Consider the following 16,801-nt stretch of genomic DNA (forward strand, 5'->3'; position numbering starts at 1 on the left):
TCAGCTGGTCGTCGGTGGCAAAGGGCCTGCTATGCCGAGCGTCGCCTGCGTCGGCAATCTGCGGACGGTGGCATGGCGGTCGGCGAGCTGCTGGCGCAAGCGGCTGTTTTCCATCGTGACCTGGTGCAGGGCGCCGACCAGTGCTTCAACGTCGGCTTTGAGCTGGGCGATCTCTTCGGCGTCCGCCGCGCGCAACTCCCTCAGGCGCCGGACCTGCTGGCGTAGCCGTTTCTCGCTGTCGGGGGTCTGCCCGCGGGCGCGGACCTGGGCGTAGAAGTCGTTCTTCAGATCCAGGTGGCGTTGGGTCAGGGCATTGCGGGGGACTTGGGCTTCGGCGGCCAGGGCGACGATGGTCAGGGCGCCGTTGGAGTGTTCGGGGACTCCGGTCAGGATGCGTTCCATAGCGGCGCGGATGCGGTTACGTTCGTCGAGCGCGGGTGTCACGAGGTCGCCTCCTGGGTGGTGCGGTCACGGTGATGCTGGGCGGCGATGTCGCGGTGGCGCTGTGCTCGGTGGCGCAGGCGTGCGGCCAGCGGTGGCGGGGTGAGGGGCGAGTCTGCTTGGTGTTCCAGCGTCGCGGCGTGTGCGATGAGGGCGCGGGCGTGTTGGTCGGTGCGGGCAACGTTGGCGCACAACGGTTCGCAGACGTCGAGTCGCGGTGCATCGGGGCGGGGACCGGTGCGATGGCACAGGGCCTTGTCTCTGTCGTAGACGCACAGGAGATAGGTGTGCGGGTTGTCGTGGACGGCCAGGGACGGATTGGCCAGGAGTTCACGGGCCTGCCGGGAAGTGTGCAGGACGCCAGCGAAGGCTGGTCCGTGCGCGGCGGAGCGGATGGCGCGGGCTGCGGCGGGCCCGGAGATCCCGGCGCCCGTGGCGAGGTCGTCGTGCAGGCGAGCGAGGGTGTCGGCGGTGGCGCGGGCGGTCTCGATGTCGAGGAGGTCGTGGATGCCGCCGCGGCTGCGGGAGGCGTATCCGGCTGACAGGGCGGTGCGCAGGTGCCCGTACTGGACGGCGAGGGCGACCAGGCCGCCGGGGCGGCGGGCGATGTGCCAGGCCAAAGTACGGCGCAGGCGACGCGGGGTGAGCGGACCGTGTGGGTCGGGCGGGACACGATCGTGGGGCCGGCCAAGGCGGGTTGCCATGGTGTTGGTCCAGTCGACGTAGGCGGCGAGGCGCTCGCGCATCGCCTCTACGGTGAGCGCCTTCGGCCGGGAATGGTGCCGACGCTGGGTGTGGTGGGCGGCATCGAACAGCAGGCTGCCGGACGGGGCCATGCTCTCCAGCACCCGGACTGCGTCGGTGACTGGGGGGATCGCGACCCAGGGCGTCTCGCGCCGCCGGCCTGAGGGATCGTGGGTGCCGTCCGTACCGGTGGTGGTCTTGAAAGTGCGGGCGTGCAGCAGGGCTGGACCGTCGGCAGAAGGTGTGCAACAGCCATGGGGCAGGGACAGCGCCTCGGCCGGGCGCATTCCAGTGAGGTAGGCGATGACGACGAAGGCTGCCGTGGCCAGGTGACGGCGCAGGTCCGCGATGTCGTGGAAGTCGATTCCGTCGATCCACGGCTGGCGGTCGACTTGTGCGGTGATCTCCACGGGCAGCGGACTGGTGCCAGGGTGGTTGCGCAGGTAAGCAGGCCACGGCGCTTTCTGGCATGCGCGTTGGACCTGGTGCTCGGTGGCGTCGGTGAGCGCGCTGATGTAGGTGGTGGCCAGGGTTGGCGCGCCTGCGGTCCGGGTCCGGGTGGGCAGCGGCTGGCCGTCCGCGGCGAGGCGTGCCAGGTAAGACTCCACCCGGTCCCGGGATTCCGGCGTCGCGCTGGCGTGGGCAGCGCGGTCGAGCAATCGCTGGTGCGCCTCGGTCGCGGCGAGGATGTCAGCGGCGAAGTCCTCGACCAGTCGCAGGGACCACACCAGCAGCGGGCCGATCGTGGCCGGGGCGATCGGCTCCGTGGTGTTCTCTCCGCCAGGGCGGGCCGAAGGCACGTACTCGTCATCGTCACGGGCCCAGGGCGGTTCGCCGACCCCGGCCGGGCGGGGCGAGGTGGCGTCCAGGGCCCACAGCCTCGTGAACGCGGCCAGTTCGTTGTGTACCTGGGTGCGATCCAGTCCTCTTGGTCTGATCGCGTCGTCGAAGTAGGCGTCGAAGACCTCGGCCTGACAGGCCCGCAGCGTGGTAGTACCGCGCCGGGCGAGCCACTTGGCCAGGCGCAGCCAAGCCAAGTGAGTGTGATAGATGCCAGCGTAGCTGGGGCGTGAGCGCCAGGACGGGGCGCGGCCGACAAGGAACCCGTCGGGCAGGCGCCGGTTGATCAACAGCCAGACCAGGAAGCGGAACTCCTCGCGCAGGACGTCTGGGTAGCTGTCCCAGACGATGCGGTGCGCTCGACCGGCAGGATTGTCATCCAGGGGCGTCAGCAGCCAGATGGGATCGCCGTAGCGTGGCAACGGGCCGCGCCAGGAGGCGGCCACTCGGTCCAGTTCGATCGCCCAGATCGGGGCGGTGGCTGCGGTTGGTGGCTGCGGTACGAAGGTCACTGGTCGAAGTGGCCTTTCATCAGTGAGTCGATGTCGTCGCGGTCGGCGTCGCTCACCCGGGCCAGGGCGTGCTGCCAGGGACCGGTGCCGATGCGGTTGCGCAGGTCTTCGAGCCGGGCGAGGGCCGGGCCCCAGTCGCGTTCCCAGCTTTCGAGCGGCAGCACGGCGCGCAGGTTGCTGATCGCGCGGTGCAGGTGGGCCAGCCGGGCATGATGGCCCGGGTGTACGCGGGCGTTTGGGCACGCGGTGCACATCATGAACGACGCCGCACAGCCGTCGGCCTCGGGCGTCAGCGGACTGTGCGTGAAGTCCGCGCAGTCGGCGATCACGGTCATCTGATCGCCCGGGTCGCCGGCATCGGTGAGCCTGGCCCGGACGAGCGTGGCCCGGGCCGCTTCGACCGCGGCCGCAGCACCGGCAGCGATCACGGGCACTGCGGCCTGCCGGGCCTGTGGCTCGCGCAGCACATAGACCACGTCATGGGTGTCCTGGCTGTTTTGTCCCGGCTCCTGGCGGTGCAGGACATTGACGGTGCGGCGGATACGGCGCAGCGGCGATCCAGGCCAGCCCAGTGAACGCCCCCACCGGTCCACCTGGTTGTCGGCAAGCCCGAGCCCGAATGGTCCCACCCTCAGCCCCTGCCATGTGGAGCGACGGCGGCTGTCGGTGGCCTCCCGCCAGATCAGCAATCGCCCCGCGTCGCCGCCTGCTGCCTCGACGCAGGTGCGGGCTGGACCGGTTGCCTGCAACGTCTGCGTGATCAGCCGGCCCGGGGAATCGGCACCCCAGTCGGCCACATTACGGGTCTCGGTGCTCAACCGGTTTCCCCGACGGCGTTTCTCGAGCTCCAGCCGGTACACGGCTCCTGGGCCCCTCTCCGCGGCTGCGGAAACGATGCGCGGGACCCGGAGGTCCGACACGGTGGTGGCGTTCAACCCGAACTCCGCAACCAGAAGCACCGCCAGCGCGGCCGCCTCCCCCGGGCTGAGAAACAGCCGTTGCGCAGCCGCCACAACCCCGCCGCCGCCCAGCGCCTTGCCGTACCGGTACGGCACTCGGACGTACCCGTCCACCTCCCATGGCGGCAGGCGGCCGGTCTGGGCGAGAGCGTCCAGCACCTCTCCCACCAACCAGTCCGGCGATCCCTGCTGGCAGGCACCGGACCGCCATGCGGCGAGCAAGGCGGCGTTGTGCTCGATGCGCAGAACCGCCGCGCGGAAGGTGCGGCGTGCCGCCGCGCGTACCTGGTCGAACTCCTGGGGAGAAAGCGCCTCCTCCTTTGCGGGCAGCCGCATGACCCGCCGGGACAGCGCCTCCCGCGCTGACGTCGTCAACGCGGGGTCGCTACGCAGAAACGAAGCGAGCGCTGCCATCTCGTTGCGGCCTGTGGCCGTCTGCTGGCGAGCCATCCGGTAGGCGTTCCACACCCCCGCGCTCACCGCGTCCGCCCGTTCCTGCGCGGCCAGGAAGAAGGCAAAGCGCCTTAGGTTCAGCCACATCGACGTGCTGGACAGCACCGACTCCCAGCCGCCACCGGGCCGACAGCGCGCCGCGAACAACGTCGCCCACATCTGCTGCAGCCCTTCAGCGACCGGAAGCTCTGCAAAGTCGTAGACCCGAGAGCGACTCCGCCCGTCCTCGTGCCGCACCACCAGACCGTCCGCCCTCCGTACGACGGGCCGGTGATGCTCCTCCGAGGGCAGGGCCGCCTTGCGCCCGCGGCCGCTCACGGCCGTACCAACTGCTCGTCCAGATCCACAATGCCCTCGCTCTCGCGGGCGATCCGTGCCAGCAGCCCTGTCACCCAGTCCGGCGAGGGTGCACCGAATCCAGGGTCGGCCGGGCTCGGGTCGGCCAGCAGCGCCCGCAACCGCAGATCGGACACGGGCGCCAAGTAGATCTCCCGGGTCGTCTCCACCTGGGCGTGCCCCAGCAGGTCCTGCACCATCCGCCACACATCCCCGTACAGCAGCCGGAAATCCCGCCGCTCTTCAGCGCTCAGGCCCATTCGCCGGTCCACGACGTAGTGCAGGACGACCAACATGTGAAGCGCGAAGGAGTGCCGGCACATGTGCGGCGTGCACACCGGAGGCTCCGTCATACGGTCCTGGAGCACGTCTACACACCGTTGCGATGCGGCCCGAAAGACGTTCTCCCACGACGCTGGCCGCAACGGCAGCCCTGACTCGTTCAACCACAGCCACAACGGCTCCAGCCCCTCCTGGCCCTCCCGATACATCGTCATCCGCTCGGCCACGGACGCCGAGGCCAGTGGCGTCCGTCCCAACTGGTTGTCCTGATCGCGCCAGTGCAGCACCCGCTCCCGCAGCCCGGTCACCGCCGTCACCACCCTGCGCACCGGCAGGTGCTCGTAGCGGCCCAACGCCTGAGCCCGGCGCACCGCCGCCGCCCGGGACGATTCCGCGTAACCCTTGACAGCCGCCACGACGGGAGCCGCCACGTAAAAGGTCCGCGCCCGCTTGGACTTGGTCACTTCCCGCGCGAGGCGCCCAGGGTAGAACCCGCCGGCATCCAGCCGAAGCCGCGGCATCTCGATCGTCAGCAGGGAGCCTCCCTCAGTCAGGCGGACGCCCGAGGAGAACAGGAACTCTGCAAAGGCCGTGTTGCGCGACTCCAGCCGCCCCCTCCACCCGCTGGACGGGACACCGTACGCGTCGTGCCCCCGAAGGCCCACATCAACCCAGAGGCGGAACGCCCGTGGCGTCAGCCAGTGCACATTGCTTGTCCGCGCGTGAGCGATCCGCGCCTCGGCCACTTGGACCTGGCCACCGAAACGCCCTCGTACCGACCGTGTCACCACAGGGCTGCGGGCCACCGCGCCTGCTGACAAAGCCCAGCCGTACAGACGGGTCAACGCCGCAAGGCCGCGGTTCCACCGAGCTCCACCAATCCGTCCCGGATTGCGCGACGAGCGCGTTCGCCAGTCCTCGAAGTCCCAGAGATCATCAGCATCGGCATCACACCAATTCTTGCCCCGCGCCCACAGGAAGTCGAAGAACACTCTGTAGTCGTCGGTGTAGTTCCGCTTCGTCTCCTGCGCCAAGCGGGAGAAGCCTGACCTGCACAAATATCGGCTCAGTACGGGATCAACCCCGTAGTCCGGCGACAACATGATCGGATCTCCTGGTCTGATCTCCACGCTCGCCGCTCCCGTGGCAAGGTCCTCCCGCCCGATCAGTCGACGCACACGTTCCGAGGAAGCCGTAACGCCTTCTCGCGCCCAAAACACCCGCCACCTGGCCACACCACGTCCCTTGAGATCGGCTTCAACACGCCGATTCAACAGGGAATTCGTCGCCTTCGACGTGCTGCGTCTGGCAGGCACCACCACCCTGACGTGGGCGTACCGGCGGCGCCGTGCCGCACTTGAGGAACTGTTCAGCAAGCACCATTTGGCGGCGCCGTGGGCGCTGTGTCCGTCGACCACGGATCCGGATACCGCCCGTGAGTGGCTGACGTGGTCGACGGTCGGCCTGGAGGGGCTGGTCTTCAAGCAGTTGGACACCCCGTACCGGCCGGCAGTGCGCGGGTGGCGGAAGTACAAGGTCCGCGAAACCCAGGAGGCGATCGTCGGCGCAATCACCGGGCCCCTCTCCGCCCCCCGCAGCCTGCTGCTCGGCAGGCTCGATGCCGCCGGGCACCTTCAGTACACCGGCCGCACCACCACTCTGCCCCAGGCGGCCGGCCGCACTCTGGCCGGGCTGCTCGCCCCGGCCTCAAGCGAGCACCCGTGGACGGGCTGGACGTTCAGCGCGGGCTGGGGCACCCGCGACCAACTGAAGTTCCACCCCGTACACCCCGAGGTCGTCGTGGAGTTCCTCGCAGACACTGCGGTCGACGACGGCCGCTACCGCCACCCCGTGCGCTTCCTGCGGGTACGCGAAGACCTCACCGTCGGCCAACTGCCGCTCTTCGGAGCCTGACCTCCGTCAAGGGGCAGCTACTCGACCGGCAGATCCACGCACTCACCGAAGCGGAATGCACAAGGCCGGGCCCGCCGCCACGGGGGGAGTGACGGGCCCGGCCTGAGTCCACGGTGCCACACCCGTCCCGGACGCACACAGTCTCCCGGTGAAAATGTCTGTAACCACGGCTCCCATATGGCCACGGGTCAGATCGGCACGGACTCCACCAGGTCGGGGGCGTCGAGAAGGTAGAGCTCGGGATAGGTCCGCTCGTCCAAAATCAGGTCCTGCGCGGTCAGCGGTCGCTTCGTCTCAGGGGTGCGGAATCCGATCCCGGCGGCCTGCAGGGCTTCGTCCAGGCCTCTGAGCAACCGCCGACGTGTGGCCTCGTGCGACCGGTCACTGGTAGAGGAAGTCGACATCGAACTCATCGAAGCCGACGAGGAGTTCGAGCGCCGTCGTTGCCGCCGCGAGCCGTTCCTCGGGCGTACACGCGGCGCATGCCTCGCACACTGCGCCAGTCGCTCCGTTGACGGTGCCCCAGTTGGCCGCGTAGGCCTGGGCCACGTCCCGGAACGCTGCGGTGGGGTGGAACGGTGCGTCGGCCGGCTCGCTCCCCTCCATGAGCACGTCCGGCAGATCACCGTAGGTCTCGGCAGTGACCAGACAGGCCCAGTGGACCAGGATCCCAGTGGTCGCAGGGTCGTCTTTGAGGAGGTCCAAGAGCTGCTGGCGGCACGGCTGGCAGTCGTCCATGACCGTGTCGTAGAGCTGAGTCACCAGGCCGACGATCGCGCCCTCCCGCTCCTCTTCGTACGCCATGGGAGTGGCCCACCTCCGTCGGTCATCGCCGCCATGGTCGTGGACGTGGTCGGTCGTGAGCACAACCCTGGACACGAAGGCCTCCGCAGGCACCGGTTACCGAAGAACGGAGTCATCGTCTCGCGGCGGCGCAGGCGGCAGAGGCCGTTTCCGAATTCCCTACCGCCCGGGCCTGCTGGCAGGGCTCCGCGTCCGTGAAGGACGACCGCTGGTGATGCGCGTGGCAGGGGTGGCAGGAGTAGTCGAACCTGCGGCATCCGGTTTTGGAGGCCAGCCGCCCGTCAGCCGTGTGAACAACGCTTCAGGTCAATACATCTAGCCTCTGAGCTACACCCCTTCGGTGCGTCTCAGCTTGGCAGGATCAACAGACGGATCTCCAAGGGTTTTCCGGCGCCTCAGAGCATGCGCAGGACGCCGACGACCTTGCCGAGGATCTGCGCCTGGTCACCGGGGATCGGCTTGTAGGCCGGGTTGCGGGGCATGAGCCACACCTGGCCGTCCTGCCGACGCAGGAACTTGACGGTGGCCTCGTCCTCCAAGAGCGCGGCAACGATATCGCCGTGGTCGGCGCTGTCCATGCGGCGGACAATCACGATGTCGCCATCGCAAATCGCCGCGTCGATCATGCTGTCGCCGACCACGGTCAGGGCGAACATTTCCCCTTCGCCGACAAGTTGGCGGGGCAAGGAGTAGACGTCCTCGACCATTTCCTCGGCGAGTAGGGGCGCGCCGGCGGCGATTCGCCCGACGAGCGGTACGTCGACCGGTGCCTCGCTCCTGGATCCCAGGTCGGGTGCCCATGAGGGGCGGACCCGGTAGGCGCGGGGTCGGTGCGGGTCGCGGTAGAGGACGCCTTTACGCTCAAGGGCCATCAGCTGATGGGCGACCGAGGACGTACTGGCGAGTTTCACGGCCTGGCCGATCTCCCGCATCGACGGCGGGTAGCCCTGCCGGTCGACCGTCTCCGTGATGCAGCGGACGATGGCCGCCTGGCGGCTCGTCAGCTCCCCCTCAGCGGCCCGGGTGCCCGGAGGGCGGCCTCGGCGGGCGTGCGCGGTGTTCTCCATCCGGGGCACCTCCGTACAAGATCGTTCGGAACGACCCTAACCCTCCAACCTCCATAAATGGAACACCTTGTCGAATCTCTGAAATCCGGGGGACGGGCCGCAACTGCGCCTCCTGTGACTGTTCGCGCTTGTTGGCGGATGTTCACGGAGCTGGCGAGTCCACCGCAGGCGATCACACGAGCGGTCCGGCAACTGCTCGACGGCACCGGTACGTCCTTGAGGCATGACGTCTGCCGCAATCGAACCGCCATCCACCACCCCGCCGGAGTGGCCGCACTGCGGCCACGACGCCACCCCGGCCGCTCCGGTCGGCTGCCGCGGCATCCACGTCGGTGACCACACCGCCTGCCTGGCCCACCTGAACCAGGCCGATCGCGCCGCCTACCTCGCGGCCCTGTCACCCGGCACCGACATCGACCACCGCGGCACCCCCTTCACCCCTGAACTACTGGACCAGCTACTCGCTGCCCTCCGCGACCCCACCACCGGTAAGCCCCACACCGGCGTCGCCTGGTTCGACGGGGCGTCCTTCTCCGGCGACGCCATGTTCAGCGGAGCGTCCTTCTCCGGCGACGCCATGTTCGACGGGGCGTCCTTCTCCGGCCCCGCCATGTTCGACGGGGCGTCCTTCTCCGGCCCCGCCGATTTCACCAACGCGTCCTTCTCCGGCCCCGCCATACTCAACGACGCGTCCTTCTCCAGCGCCGCCGTGTTCAGGAGAGCGTCCTTCTCCGCCGTCACGAGGTTCGACGGGGCGTCCTTCTCCTACGCCCACTTTGACTGGGCGTCTTTCTCCCGCGACGCCTGGTTTGACGGGGCGTCCTTCTCTCGCGACGCCGATTTCGAGGGCGCGTCCTTCTTCCACGACGCCCGCTTTGACCGAGCGTCCTTCTCCGGCGAGGCGCGGTTCAGCGGGGCACGGTTCGAGATGGCGCCGCACCTTGGGCCGCTGGTGTGCGGTAAGCGGGTGGTGTTGGACGGTGCGGTGTTCCAGCAGCCGGTGACGGTGGCGATCGCCGCCCGTCAGGTGACCTGTGCGCGCACCCGGTGGGCATCGACCGCCACGCTGCGCCTGCGCTACGTCGGGCTGGACCTGAGGGACGCGGTCTTCGAGTACCCGGTGACGGTTGCCGCCCGCCTGGACCCCTTTCTGCGTATGTCGGATGACCCGCTGCCGGAGACAGAGCTGTTCGGCCAGGAGCCCGGAGTGCGTCTGGTGTCGGTGGACGGGGTGGATGCCGCGCACCTGGCGCTGCAGGACATCGACCTGGGTGCCTGCCGGTTCGCCGGCGCCGTCCACCTTGACCAGATCAAGGTAGACGGCTGGTGCACTTTCGCCAGCGCCCCCGCTGGCTGGGGCCGACCCTTTTCCGGGCGGTGGCGCCGGCGCAACACACTGGCGGAGGAGCACTACTGGCGGGTGCGTACCGCCCGCCACCCTCACCGGGCCATCGCCCGCGGCTGGACCTCGCCGCAGGACGCCCCCGAGCTGAAGCCGGCAGCGGTGGCGGCGCTGTACCGGCAGCTGCGCAAGTCGTTGGAGGACGGCAAGAACGAGCCGGACGCCGCCGACTTCTACTACGGCGAGTGCGAGATGCGCCGTCATGACGCCACCCGGCCCTGGGGTGAGCGGGCGCTTATGACCGCCTACTGGACCCTGTCCGGATACGGGCTGCGCGCCGCCCGCGCACTGGCCTGGCTGGGGGCGGCTATGGCCGCCACGATCGCGGTGATGGTGCTGTGGGGCCTGCCCGCCAATGACCCGAAACCGACCACCACCGGCCGCCAGGTCGCCGTCGGACAGGAGATCGTCCTCACCACCGACACCCCCGACCCGGTCAACCCCACCGGTCCGTTGACCGAACGCGTCACCACCGAGCGGGGGGAGAAGGCCCTGCGGGTGGTGATCAACTCAGTGATCTTCCGCTCCTCCGGACAGGACCTCACCACCACCGGCACCTACACCGAGATGACCTCCCGGCTGGCCGAACCTGTCCTCCTCGGCCTGGCCGTCCTCGCCGTCCGCAGCCGCGTAAAACGCTGACCCCCACGCCGCAAAGGAGACAGTAGATGCCCCGGCCACCGGACACTGAAGCGATCGGGGCATTACATCGCCCCGGATCGCAGCACGGAAGATTTCAGTGCCCAGGTGACAACCACGCCCACTGAAATCTTCTGTGGGCCCGACAGAACTGGCCATGGCGACGACGGATTCGCCAACTATCGCGAACATGCCTCGCCAACGGCGATGAACAGAACCGCCGTGACCAGCCGGGACACATCGGCCCACTCGCCAAGTACAAGGAACGGTCACACCTCCCCGCCTTGAGCTTCGGCCGCAGCACGGGGAGGCGTCCACTTACCGCAAGGGCCATGAGACGCGGGCGCGTGAACGCCGGGGCCGACATTTCTGAACGCGCGCCGTCATACGACGCGGACGGCCGGTGGCTCTGGCCGCCCGCGGTCCACCCGTCGGGTCATTGCTCCAGCCACAGAATCAGGGCACGACGCACCAACTCCCTCACCACACCCGACACCACCCACCCGCAGCCGGTCTTCAACGCCTCGCGCCGCCAGGCCCGGTCACGCCACTTCTCCGCGAAATTCGCCATCGCCTACCCCTCCTCGTTTGCCGACCCGGTTGGCCTGCCAGCGACATTGGATTCAGGCCGGGGTGGGGTTCAGCGACCGCGGACGCTGCTGAACAGGACATCAACGCAGGCCAGACCTGGTGAAATTGGCGTTCAGCGGAGGTTCAGACTGAACGGGGGACGAATGGACGACCAGCCAGCGCCCGAGCGCCTCGCGCACCAACTGCGGGAGCTCAGAAGAAACGCGGGCGATCCCTCGTACGCCACGATCGAGCGCTGGGGTCGGCAGCAGACTCCCGCCGTCAACCTCGGCAAGAGCAAGCTCAGTCCGTGGTTCAAGGGCACGAGCGTGCCGACAGACGGCCCGCCCTTCACCAAACTCGTCGAGCTGCTCGAGGCCCGCGCTTTCAAGACGTCCGCAACCCCCCAACGAGGGGTTCCCGCGTGGCGCGCGATGCGCAACGCGGCAGACCAGGAACGGCGTCGCACCGTCTCAGGCGGCCCCGCGCCCTCAAGAGGCGACACTCCGTCCATCCGGAACGGAGCAGAGGTCCGGCTTCCCGCGGCAGCCGATGCCGACAAGGCCGGCCGAATCCTGCGGCTGCTGCCGCCGGACGGGCCCTGGCAGGGCTGGCTGCGCAAGGCCGAGACCATGTTCCGGGTGCCCCTGAGCGTGAGCAACGTCGTGTGCGACGCCCTGCCTGCCCTGGACGACGACAAGTTCAAGTACGTCGACCCCGAGCTCCAGCACGCTCATGAGGCCATGCTGCAGAGTCTGACGGCGCTCTGCTTCGAGCTGAACGGCATGACTGACATCTCCGATGAGGGGCAGGAGATGCTGGAGATCAGCCACCCGGGCACCGCCGCGGAACGCAACGAGCTCAACCGACTGGCTTGCCAGGCCCGAGACCAATTCATCAACCTCTACTGGGATCTGGTCAACCTGCTCAACGTCAGGGGCATCGCCAGCCCGGCGGAAGTCTCAGGCCCGACCTCGACTTCGGGCGCCGCGTCGCTCGACATCACAGTGGAGTTGCAAGCCGGCTACACCGTGACCGGCGGCAGCGTCGCGTTGCTCCCGATCGAGGTTGCGGGCCAGGTACGCTCCGAGGACTTCTCCGGTCCGTACTTCGTCGCGGTGCGGGTCTCCAACCCAAGTCCGGTCAGTGTGCAGATCGCCGGGGCTGGCATCGACATCGACTGCGGTGCACAAGTCGTACTTCCGTACCTACTTCCTCCCCTGGGCCCCGGCGGCGGACAACTCCCCTTCGACCTGGGCAGTCACGCTGGCGGGGGCGCCGTGGGCAGTGCCGCCGAGTTTGGCCACAGCTTCCGCATGATCGCCGAGCAGGGTGGGACGCCTCAGCGGGTGCGCGCCTTCGCACGCGTGGGGTCCGGCGCCCTCTTTCATGGCCCTTGGGTCCCGGTCGCTGCGCTGGTGCCATTTCTGACAAGGGTCTTTACCGAGTAGGGCTCTCTGGTTCACGTGGGTGCCCCGTACTGCCGAAGGCGTCCGTGTCCCCCGGTGCAGGCGATGGACTCGGCCCCAGCGGGCCCATTCCGGGCACGCTGACGATCACTTCCGCTTCCCCACGCTCATGAAGGCTGTCAGCGATCTTCAGGTCGATGCCGGTGCATACCGGTGGACGACCGGTCCGAGGTAGTCCACGTGAGGGCCGTGGAGTGTTCCCAGGTCGGCCGGGGACCGTACGAACGCGATCTGGTCCAGTTCGGGCTCGCTCCCGGACGCCGCGGCGGAGGAGATCACCGCTGCGAACCGCTCGCGCATCAGCGATGCGGGGCGGCGCGGTGCCACGAAGTGCACGCCGATGTTCCCGGTCGTGCCGCGGGTGATGCCCCACAGCGTCAGGTCCTCTGGGGACGTGTCGATGCCGGTTTCCTCGGCAAGTTCGCGGACGGCGTTCTGCCGCAGCGCCGCAGTGTCGAGGGGGTCGTTGCCGTCGGGGTATTCGACGGATCCGCCTGGCAGCTGCCACCGGCCCGGGGTGGCGGTCAACGGTGACATGCGTCCGGCCAGAAGCGCCCCACCGTCGGTGGGCTGCAGGACGTCGACGAACAGGGATGGCAGCGGATGGGCGTCGGGGACCCAGCGAAGGGCGTAGTGCCGGTAGGTCACCCGAGTCCAGCGTAGGGCCAGGGTGTCCGGTCCGGCCTGGTCCAGGCCGGCGCATGCGACGACCGGTCCGTCGAACAGACCCGGATTGGCTTGGGCCTTCTCGTCCCAGATGCGGTCGCGTGCACGCTGGTGGTCCGGCGACAGCTGCGGCGGGGGCTCTTCGACCAGGTGGAGCTCGCGGGCGCTGAGGATGTCGACGGAAGGCTGCAGGAGCGGCTGTGTCACCGGTTCAGACTGGCATAAGAGCCCCGTCCTCCCCCGCGCTTTCGGGTGCTTCATTCTCGGTGCCGAACCTGCGTACGGACGGCTCCGATGTGAATCTCGTCCGTCTTCTCGTTGAGGGATCATCCGCGTTGACGCTGTGGAGACCTTGGTGAGCTCCGCGAGCTGGGTCCTCTCGACCGTCTTCTCGTCAAACTGAGTTCGCCCCGCAGTTCGCGGAGCGTCGCCGTGGGGTCCTCACGCTCCTCCAGCCGCCGCCGGGGGTGGCCCAGAAGGCGCCTTTCTCGTCGAGACCCAGCAATAGGACGCGTGCGTCGACGTCGAGGAGAATGACGCGGGCGGCTTCCCCCGGCGGTGGAGCGGCGGTGGTCATGCATCCAGCGTGGGGCTTGGCGAGCCGAGGCCGGGCGCGGCCGCGGGCCAGGTGGTCGGAGTGGACCGGTGGTCCTGTCCGCACGACCCGAGGGCGCCTTGTTTTCAGCTCATGCGATAGCCGAGTAGGGCGAGACCGGCGGCGGCGGCGCGCTGCTGGTAGGCGCGCAGGCCAGGGGCGCCGGGTGGTGCAGGTTTGCGGGCGTTGCGGTGCCAGTGGCCGGTGAGTGCGGCGAGGAACGCCGTGGTGGTGCCGGGGCTGTCGGCGGTGGCGGGGTGGTCGCGGAGCAAGCGGGCGATGCCTGCGGGCGCATGCCCGGCGAGCACGAGCTGCGGCGCGAGGGAGGCGGCGTCGATACAGGTCGGACCGGTGGTGGCGTGTGCCCAGTCCACGAAGGTCACGCCACGGTGGTGGTCGCGGACCATGTTGTCGGCCCGCAGATCGCCGTGGACGATGCAGTCTCCGTGGGCGAGGGCAGGCCAGGCGGCTTCCAGCTCGGCGAGCTGCGGCAGGTGGTTGCGGGCCTCGGGGGCGAGATCGGCCGACGGGGCGGAGAGCAGCTCGTTCCAGCCGTGCAGACCCGCCACCGTGGACGGTGTGGTGCTCACCGCCGCGGCGTACGGCGCCGGGGCGGGGCTGGAGGTGAGCTTGTCCAGGAGAGCCCAGGTCTGTTCGGCGTCGCCGGAGGCCGGGGAGAGGTCGGGATGGGGGCCGTCGAGGTGGGCGATGACGACGGCGGTCCAGTCGGCGTCGCGGTGGATGCCCAGCAGCTCCGGGGCCGGGGCACCGGGCGGTAGCGCCTCAAGGACGGCGGCCTCATGCATGTTGGCGGCGGTCAGCGGATCGTCGTCGGGGGCCGCTTTGACGAAGACCCGTCGGCCGTCGGCCAGGCGGAGTGCGGCGGCGAGCTGGTGGCCGAAGCCGCCGGCGGGGGTGACCGTGTCGGTGACGGGTGCGCCGAGGGCGTCTTCGAGGCGGGCGCGCAGAGGCAGGGGGACATCGGTCCATTGCAGACGGCCGCTGGTGGGCAGTACAGGCATTTGGGGCAGCTCTCAGAGATCCGGTGAAATGGGTGGCGAGGTGATGGGGTGCGCGCCGAGCCGGACCGCGAGTCGGGCTGAGGAACGAGGTTCCTCAGTACTCCAGCTCGACGCCGGGTGCTCGTCGCCGCATCACGCGCATTCGCCTGTGTCCTCTGAGTGCAGAAGTGCAAAGGGGCGCCCGCAGGGGCGCCCCTCCACTGTAGTCGGGCTATGTGGTCACGCGCTGTCGATTACAGGTGGTGCAGCAGGGACGGCCCGATGCTGGTGGGCTGGGGCAGGAGGTGATGGGCCCCGGCCGCGTGGAGAGCGGCGGGAGGGTGCCAGCCCCAGACCGCTCCTAGAGCGACGACTCCGGCGGCGCGGGCCGCGGTCATGTCGGAGGGGCTGTCCCCGACGAACACCGCGCGCTCCGGGGTGACGTCCAGTCGGCCGAGGGCGAGGTGCAGTCCGTCCGGGGCCGGTTTGGGCGGCGCGTCTTGCCGGGTGATGACGACCTCCAGATGCTCGGACAGTGCCTCCGGCAGCAGCCACCGGACACGGTCGGGGTCCTGGAGCGTGACCGCGCCGAGGGCCGTGCCCTGCGTGCGCAGGGCCAGCAGCCCGGAGAGCACCCCCGGGAACGTCTCGACCGGAGTCGTCGATGCCGCGCCGTCCCACCAGCGGTCACACGCGTCGTCGGGGTCGGCGACGTCCAGGAGCGCCAGGACCTCGCAGCGGGGGCGGCGCAGAGCGTCGGCCGGAAGGTCACCCGGCATCACGCGGGAGCCGGTGGCGCAGGTGGCGACCGCCGCGAGGGTGGACCGCATCTGGTTGGCGCTGTCCAGAAGCACCCCGTCCAGGTCGAACAGCGCCGCTTGCCTCGCCGCGTTCACGGCGTGCCGCCCGGGTCGCGGACCAGGGCGCGCAGGACCAGGTGGTGGTCGGAGAGCAGGGTGGTGGCGCCCGCGTCCCGGTCCAGGACACACACCGCCGTGCCGACCAGGGCGCCCCCGATCCGCAGCAGACGGGCGCTGCGCAGGAGACTGGCGCCGCTGCGGGCGGTGTCGTCGAGCAGGACGGTCCGTCGGCCTCCGAGCTCGGCGCCCTCGAGCTGCTGCCACGAGCCGCGTTGTTTGGGAGCCGGACGCAGGAAGGCAGCGGGCAGACCGGTGTGCAGGGACACCGCCGTGACCAGCGGGATGCCGGCCAGCGCCGGACCGGCCAAGGCCTCGGTGCCGGCAGGCAGCAGGGCCGCCAGCGCGCCCGCGGTCTCCTTCAGCAGTTCCGGGTCACCGGCCAGCAGGTAGGGGTCGAAGTACACGTCGAGCGTTTTACCGTCTGGCAGCCGGTAGGGGCCGGGCCGGTAGGTGACGGTAGCGATCTTCTCCGCGAAGGGGGAGACAGTGGATGGGGTCACCGCGCGCACCGCCCGGCCTCGAGGGCCTTGAGATCGGCGTCGAGTGCTTCGGCGTCGGGAAGTTCCTGCAGGAAGCCCAGCGGCCGGGTGGGGCTCTCGGTCAGCCAGCCTTCGGCCCGCAGGAACGCGGACAGGCGGCACGCGGTGGGCCCGAGCAGCCGTACGGGCAGGGTACGGATTGTGGTGGCGTAGTACAGGGCGGCGGTGAGTTCGTGCAGCGTGCCGACCCCTCCGCCCATCGCCACGACCAGGTCCGCGTCGTCGAGGTAGGCGTGCAGCCGATCCCCCATGGTCGGGGCGTAGACGGTGGTGGTGACGTGGGGGTTGAGTGCTCCCCAGTCGGGGCGGTCGGCCAGTGTGACGGCGGTGACCAGTCCGCCGTGGTGGGTGGCGCCACGTGCGGCAGCCTCCATCAGCCCGTTGTAGCCGCCGTGCCGCAGGGCGTACCCGGCGCGGGCCAGCGCGGCGCCAGCCGCTTCCGCCAGCGGTTCCTCACTGTCCGGCGGTACGACTCCGGCGAACAGGGCCACGGTCAGGTCGGGACTGTTCATGCGAGCCCTTCCTCGTGCTGCTGGTAGGCGCGGTACGCGGCGATCTGGACGGTCAGCAGGTCGACGGCGTTCGGGGCGATCCGCTGAGCGAGGCGCACGATGCGGTCCAGGTCCTCGTCGGCCTGCGCCACGGTGG

At 69.6% G+C, this 16,801-nt stretch carries 17 protein-coding genes; 3 read left to right on the forward strand and 14 right to left on the reverse strand.

Translation table 11 applies throughout. The annotated features are described in order from the left end of the window. The 4 genes from OG718_RS02090 to OG718_RS02105 all read right to left on the reverse strand — a co-directional run bounded on the left by OG718_RS02090 (position 1) and on the right by OG718_RS02105 (position 5,601). On the reverse strand, positions 1–444 hold the full coding sequence (locus tag OG718_RS02090; RefSeq protein WP_328842980.1) for a hypothetical protein: 444 nt from the start codon (positions 442–444) through the stop codon (positions 1–3). Further along, positions 441–2,537: an integrase gene (locus OG718_RS02095; RefSeq protein ID WP_328842981.1), complete on the reverse strand. Its 2,097-nt coding sequence runs from the start codon at positions 2,535–2,537 to the stop codon at positions 441–443. The genes OG718_RS02090 and OG718_RS02095 overlap by 4 nt, the downstream gene beginning before the upstream one ends. Beyond that, on the reverse strand, positions 2,534–4,186 hold the full coding sequence (locus tag OG718_RS02100) for a hypothetical protein (protein ID WP_328842982.1): 1,653 nt from the start codon (positions 4,184–4,186) through the stop codon (positions 2,534–2,536). Before OG718_RS02100 ends, OG718_RS02095 begins: the two co-directional genes overlap by 4 nt. A gap of 77 nt (positions 4,187–4,263) precedes the next feature. Beyond that, the gene (locus OG718_RS02105; RefSeq protein WP_328842983.1) at positions 4,264–5,601 is read right to left on the reverse strand and encodes a site-specific integrase; all 1,338 of its coding nucleotides are present in this window, start codon (positions 5,599–5,601) and stop codon (positions 4,264–4,266) included. A gap of 211 nt (positions 5,602–5,812) precedes the next feature. On the opposite strand from OG718_RS02105, the gene OG718_RS02110 reads away from it, so the two are divergent. After that, on the forward strand, positions 5,813–6,481 hold the full coding sequence (locus tag OG718_RS02110) for an ATP-dependent DNA ligase (protein ID WP_328842984.1): 669 nt from the start codon (positions 5,813–5,815) through the stop codon (positions 6,479–6,481). Between the two features lie 188 nt (positions 6,482–6,669). On the opposite strand, the gene OG718_RS02115 is transcribed toward OG718_RS02110, so the two are convergent. From OG718_RS02115 to lexA, 3 genes are all read right to left on the reverse strand, one after another. Then, positions 6,670–6,885: a hypothetical protein gene (locus tag OG718_RS02115; protein WP_328842985.1), complete on the reverse strand. Its 216-nt coding sequence runs from the start codon at positions 6,883–6,885 to the stop codon at positions 6,670–6,672. Continuing rightward, on the reverse strand, positions 6,863–7,360 hold the full coding sequence (locus OG718_RS02120) for a hypothetical protein (RefSeq protein ID WP_328842986.1): 498 nt from the start codon (positions 7,358–7,360) through the stop codon (positions 6,863–6,865). The genes OG718_RS02115 and OG718_RS02120 overlap by 23 nt, the downstream gene beginning before the upstream one ends. Positions 7,361–7,680: 320 nt before the next feature. Further along, positions 7,681–8,352 carry a transcriptional repressor LexA gene (gene lexA / locus OG718_RS02125; protein WP_328842987.1) on the reverse strand — a complete coding sequence of 224 codons (672 nt, stop codon included), beginning with the start codon at positions 8,350–8,352 and terminating at the stop codon, positions 7,681–7,683. A gap of 223 nt (positions 8,353–8,575) precedes the next feature. Between lexA and OG718_RS02130 the strand changes: the two genes are divergently transcribed. Further along, the gene (locus tag OG718_RS02130) at positions 8,576–10,396 is read left to right on the forward strand and encodes a pentapeptide repeat-containing protein (RefSeq protein WP_328842988.1); all 1,821 of its coding nucleotides are present in this window, start codon (positions 8,576–8,578) and stop codon (positions 10,394–10,396) included. A gap of 433 nt (positions 10,397–10,829) precedes the next feature. Here OG718_RS02130 and OG718_RS02135 read toward each other — a convergent pair whose 3' ends face one another. After that, the gene (locus tag OG718_RS02135) at positions 10,830–10,964 is read right to left on the reverse strand and encodes a hypothetical protein (RefSeq protein ID WP_328842989.1); all 135 of its coding nucleotides are present in this window, start codon (positions 10,962–10,964) and stop codon (positions 10,830–10,832) included. A 163-nt stretch (positions 10,965–11,127) separates the two neighbouring features. On the opposite strand from OG718_RS02135, the gene OG718_RS02140 reads away from it, so the two are divergent. After that, positions 11,128–12,414 carry a hypothetical protein gene (locus tag OG718_RS02140; RefSeq protein WP_328842990.1) on the forward strand — a complete coding sequence of 429 codons (1,287 nt, stop codon included), beginning with the start codon at positions 11,128–11,130 and terminating at the stop codon, positions 12,412–12,414. Positions 12,415–12,561: 147 nt separating this feature from the next. Here the strand turns inward: OG718_RS02140 and OG718_RS02145 are convergent, their stop codons facing one another. The 6 genes from OG718_RS02145 to OG718_RS02170 all read right to left on the reverse strand — a co-directional run bounded on the left by OG718_RS02145 (position 12,562) and on the right by OG718_RS02170 (position 16,796). Further along, entirely contained in the window at positions 12,562–13,305 is a 744-nt protein-coding gene (locus tag OG718_RS02145; RefSeq protein ID WP_328842991.1) for an NUDIX hydrolase, read from the reverse strand. A 474-nt stretch (positions 13,306–13,779) separates the two neighbouring features. Continuing rightward, positions 13,780–14,715 carry a phosphotransferase family protein gene (locus tag OG718_RS02150; RefSeq protein WP_328842992.1) on the reverse strand — a complete coding sequence of 312 codons (936 nt, stop codon included), beginning with the start codon at positions 14,713–14,715 and terminating at the stop codon, positions 13,780–13,782. 233 nt (positions 14,716–14,948) lie between these two features. Next, positions 14,949–15,590, reverse strand: a complete 642-nt coding sequence (locus OG718_RS02155; protein ID WP_328842993.1) for an HAD family hydrolase — start codon at positions 15,588–15,590, stop codon at positions 14,949–14,951. Continuing rightward, entirely contained in the window at positions 15,587–16,114 is a 528-nt protein-coding gene (locus tag OG718_RS02160) for an orotate phosphoribosyltransferase (RefSeq protein WP_328842994.1), read from the reverse strand. Before OG718_RS02160 ends, OG718_RS02155 begins: the two co-directional genes overlap by 4 nt. Further along, positions 16,111–16,665 carry an LOG family protein gene (locus OG718_RS02165; protein ID WP_328842995.1) on the reverse strand — a complete coding sequence of 185 codons (555 nt, stop codon included), beginning with the start codon at positions 16,663–16,665 and terminating at the stop codon, positions 16,111–16,113. The genes OG718_RS02160 and OG718_RS02165 overlap by 4 nt, the downstream gene beginning before the upstream one ends. Beyond that, entirely contained in the window at positions 16,662–16,796 is a 135-nt protein-coding gene (locus OG718_RS02170) for a hypothetical protein (RefSeq protein WP_328842996.1), read from the reverse strand. Before OG718_RS02170 ends, OG718_RS02165 begins: the two co-directional genes overlap by 4 nt. Positions 16,797–16,801: the final 5 nt, after the last annotated feature.

This window comes from Streptomyces sp. NBC_00258 (assembly GCF_036182465.1).
Taxonomy (GTDB): domain Bacteria; phylum Actinomycetota; class Actinomycetes; order Streptomycetales; family Streptomycetaceae; genus Streptomyces.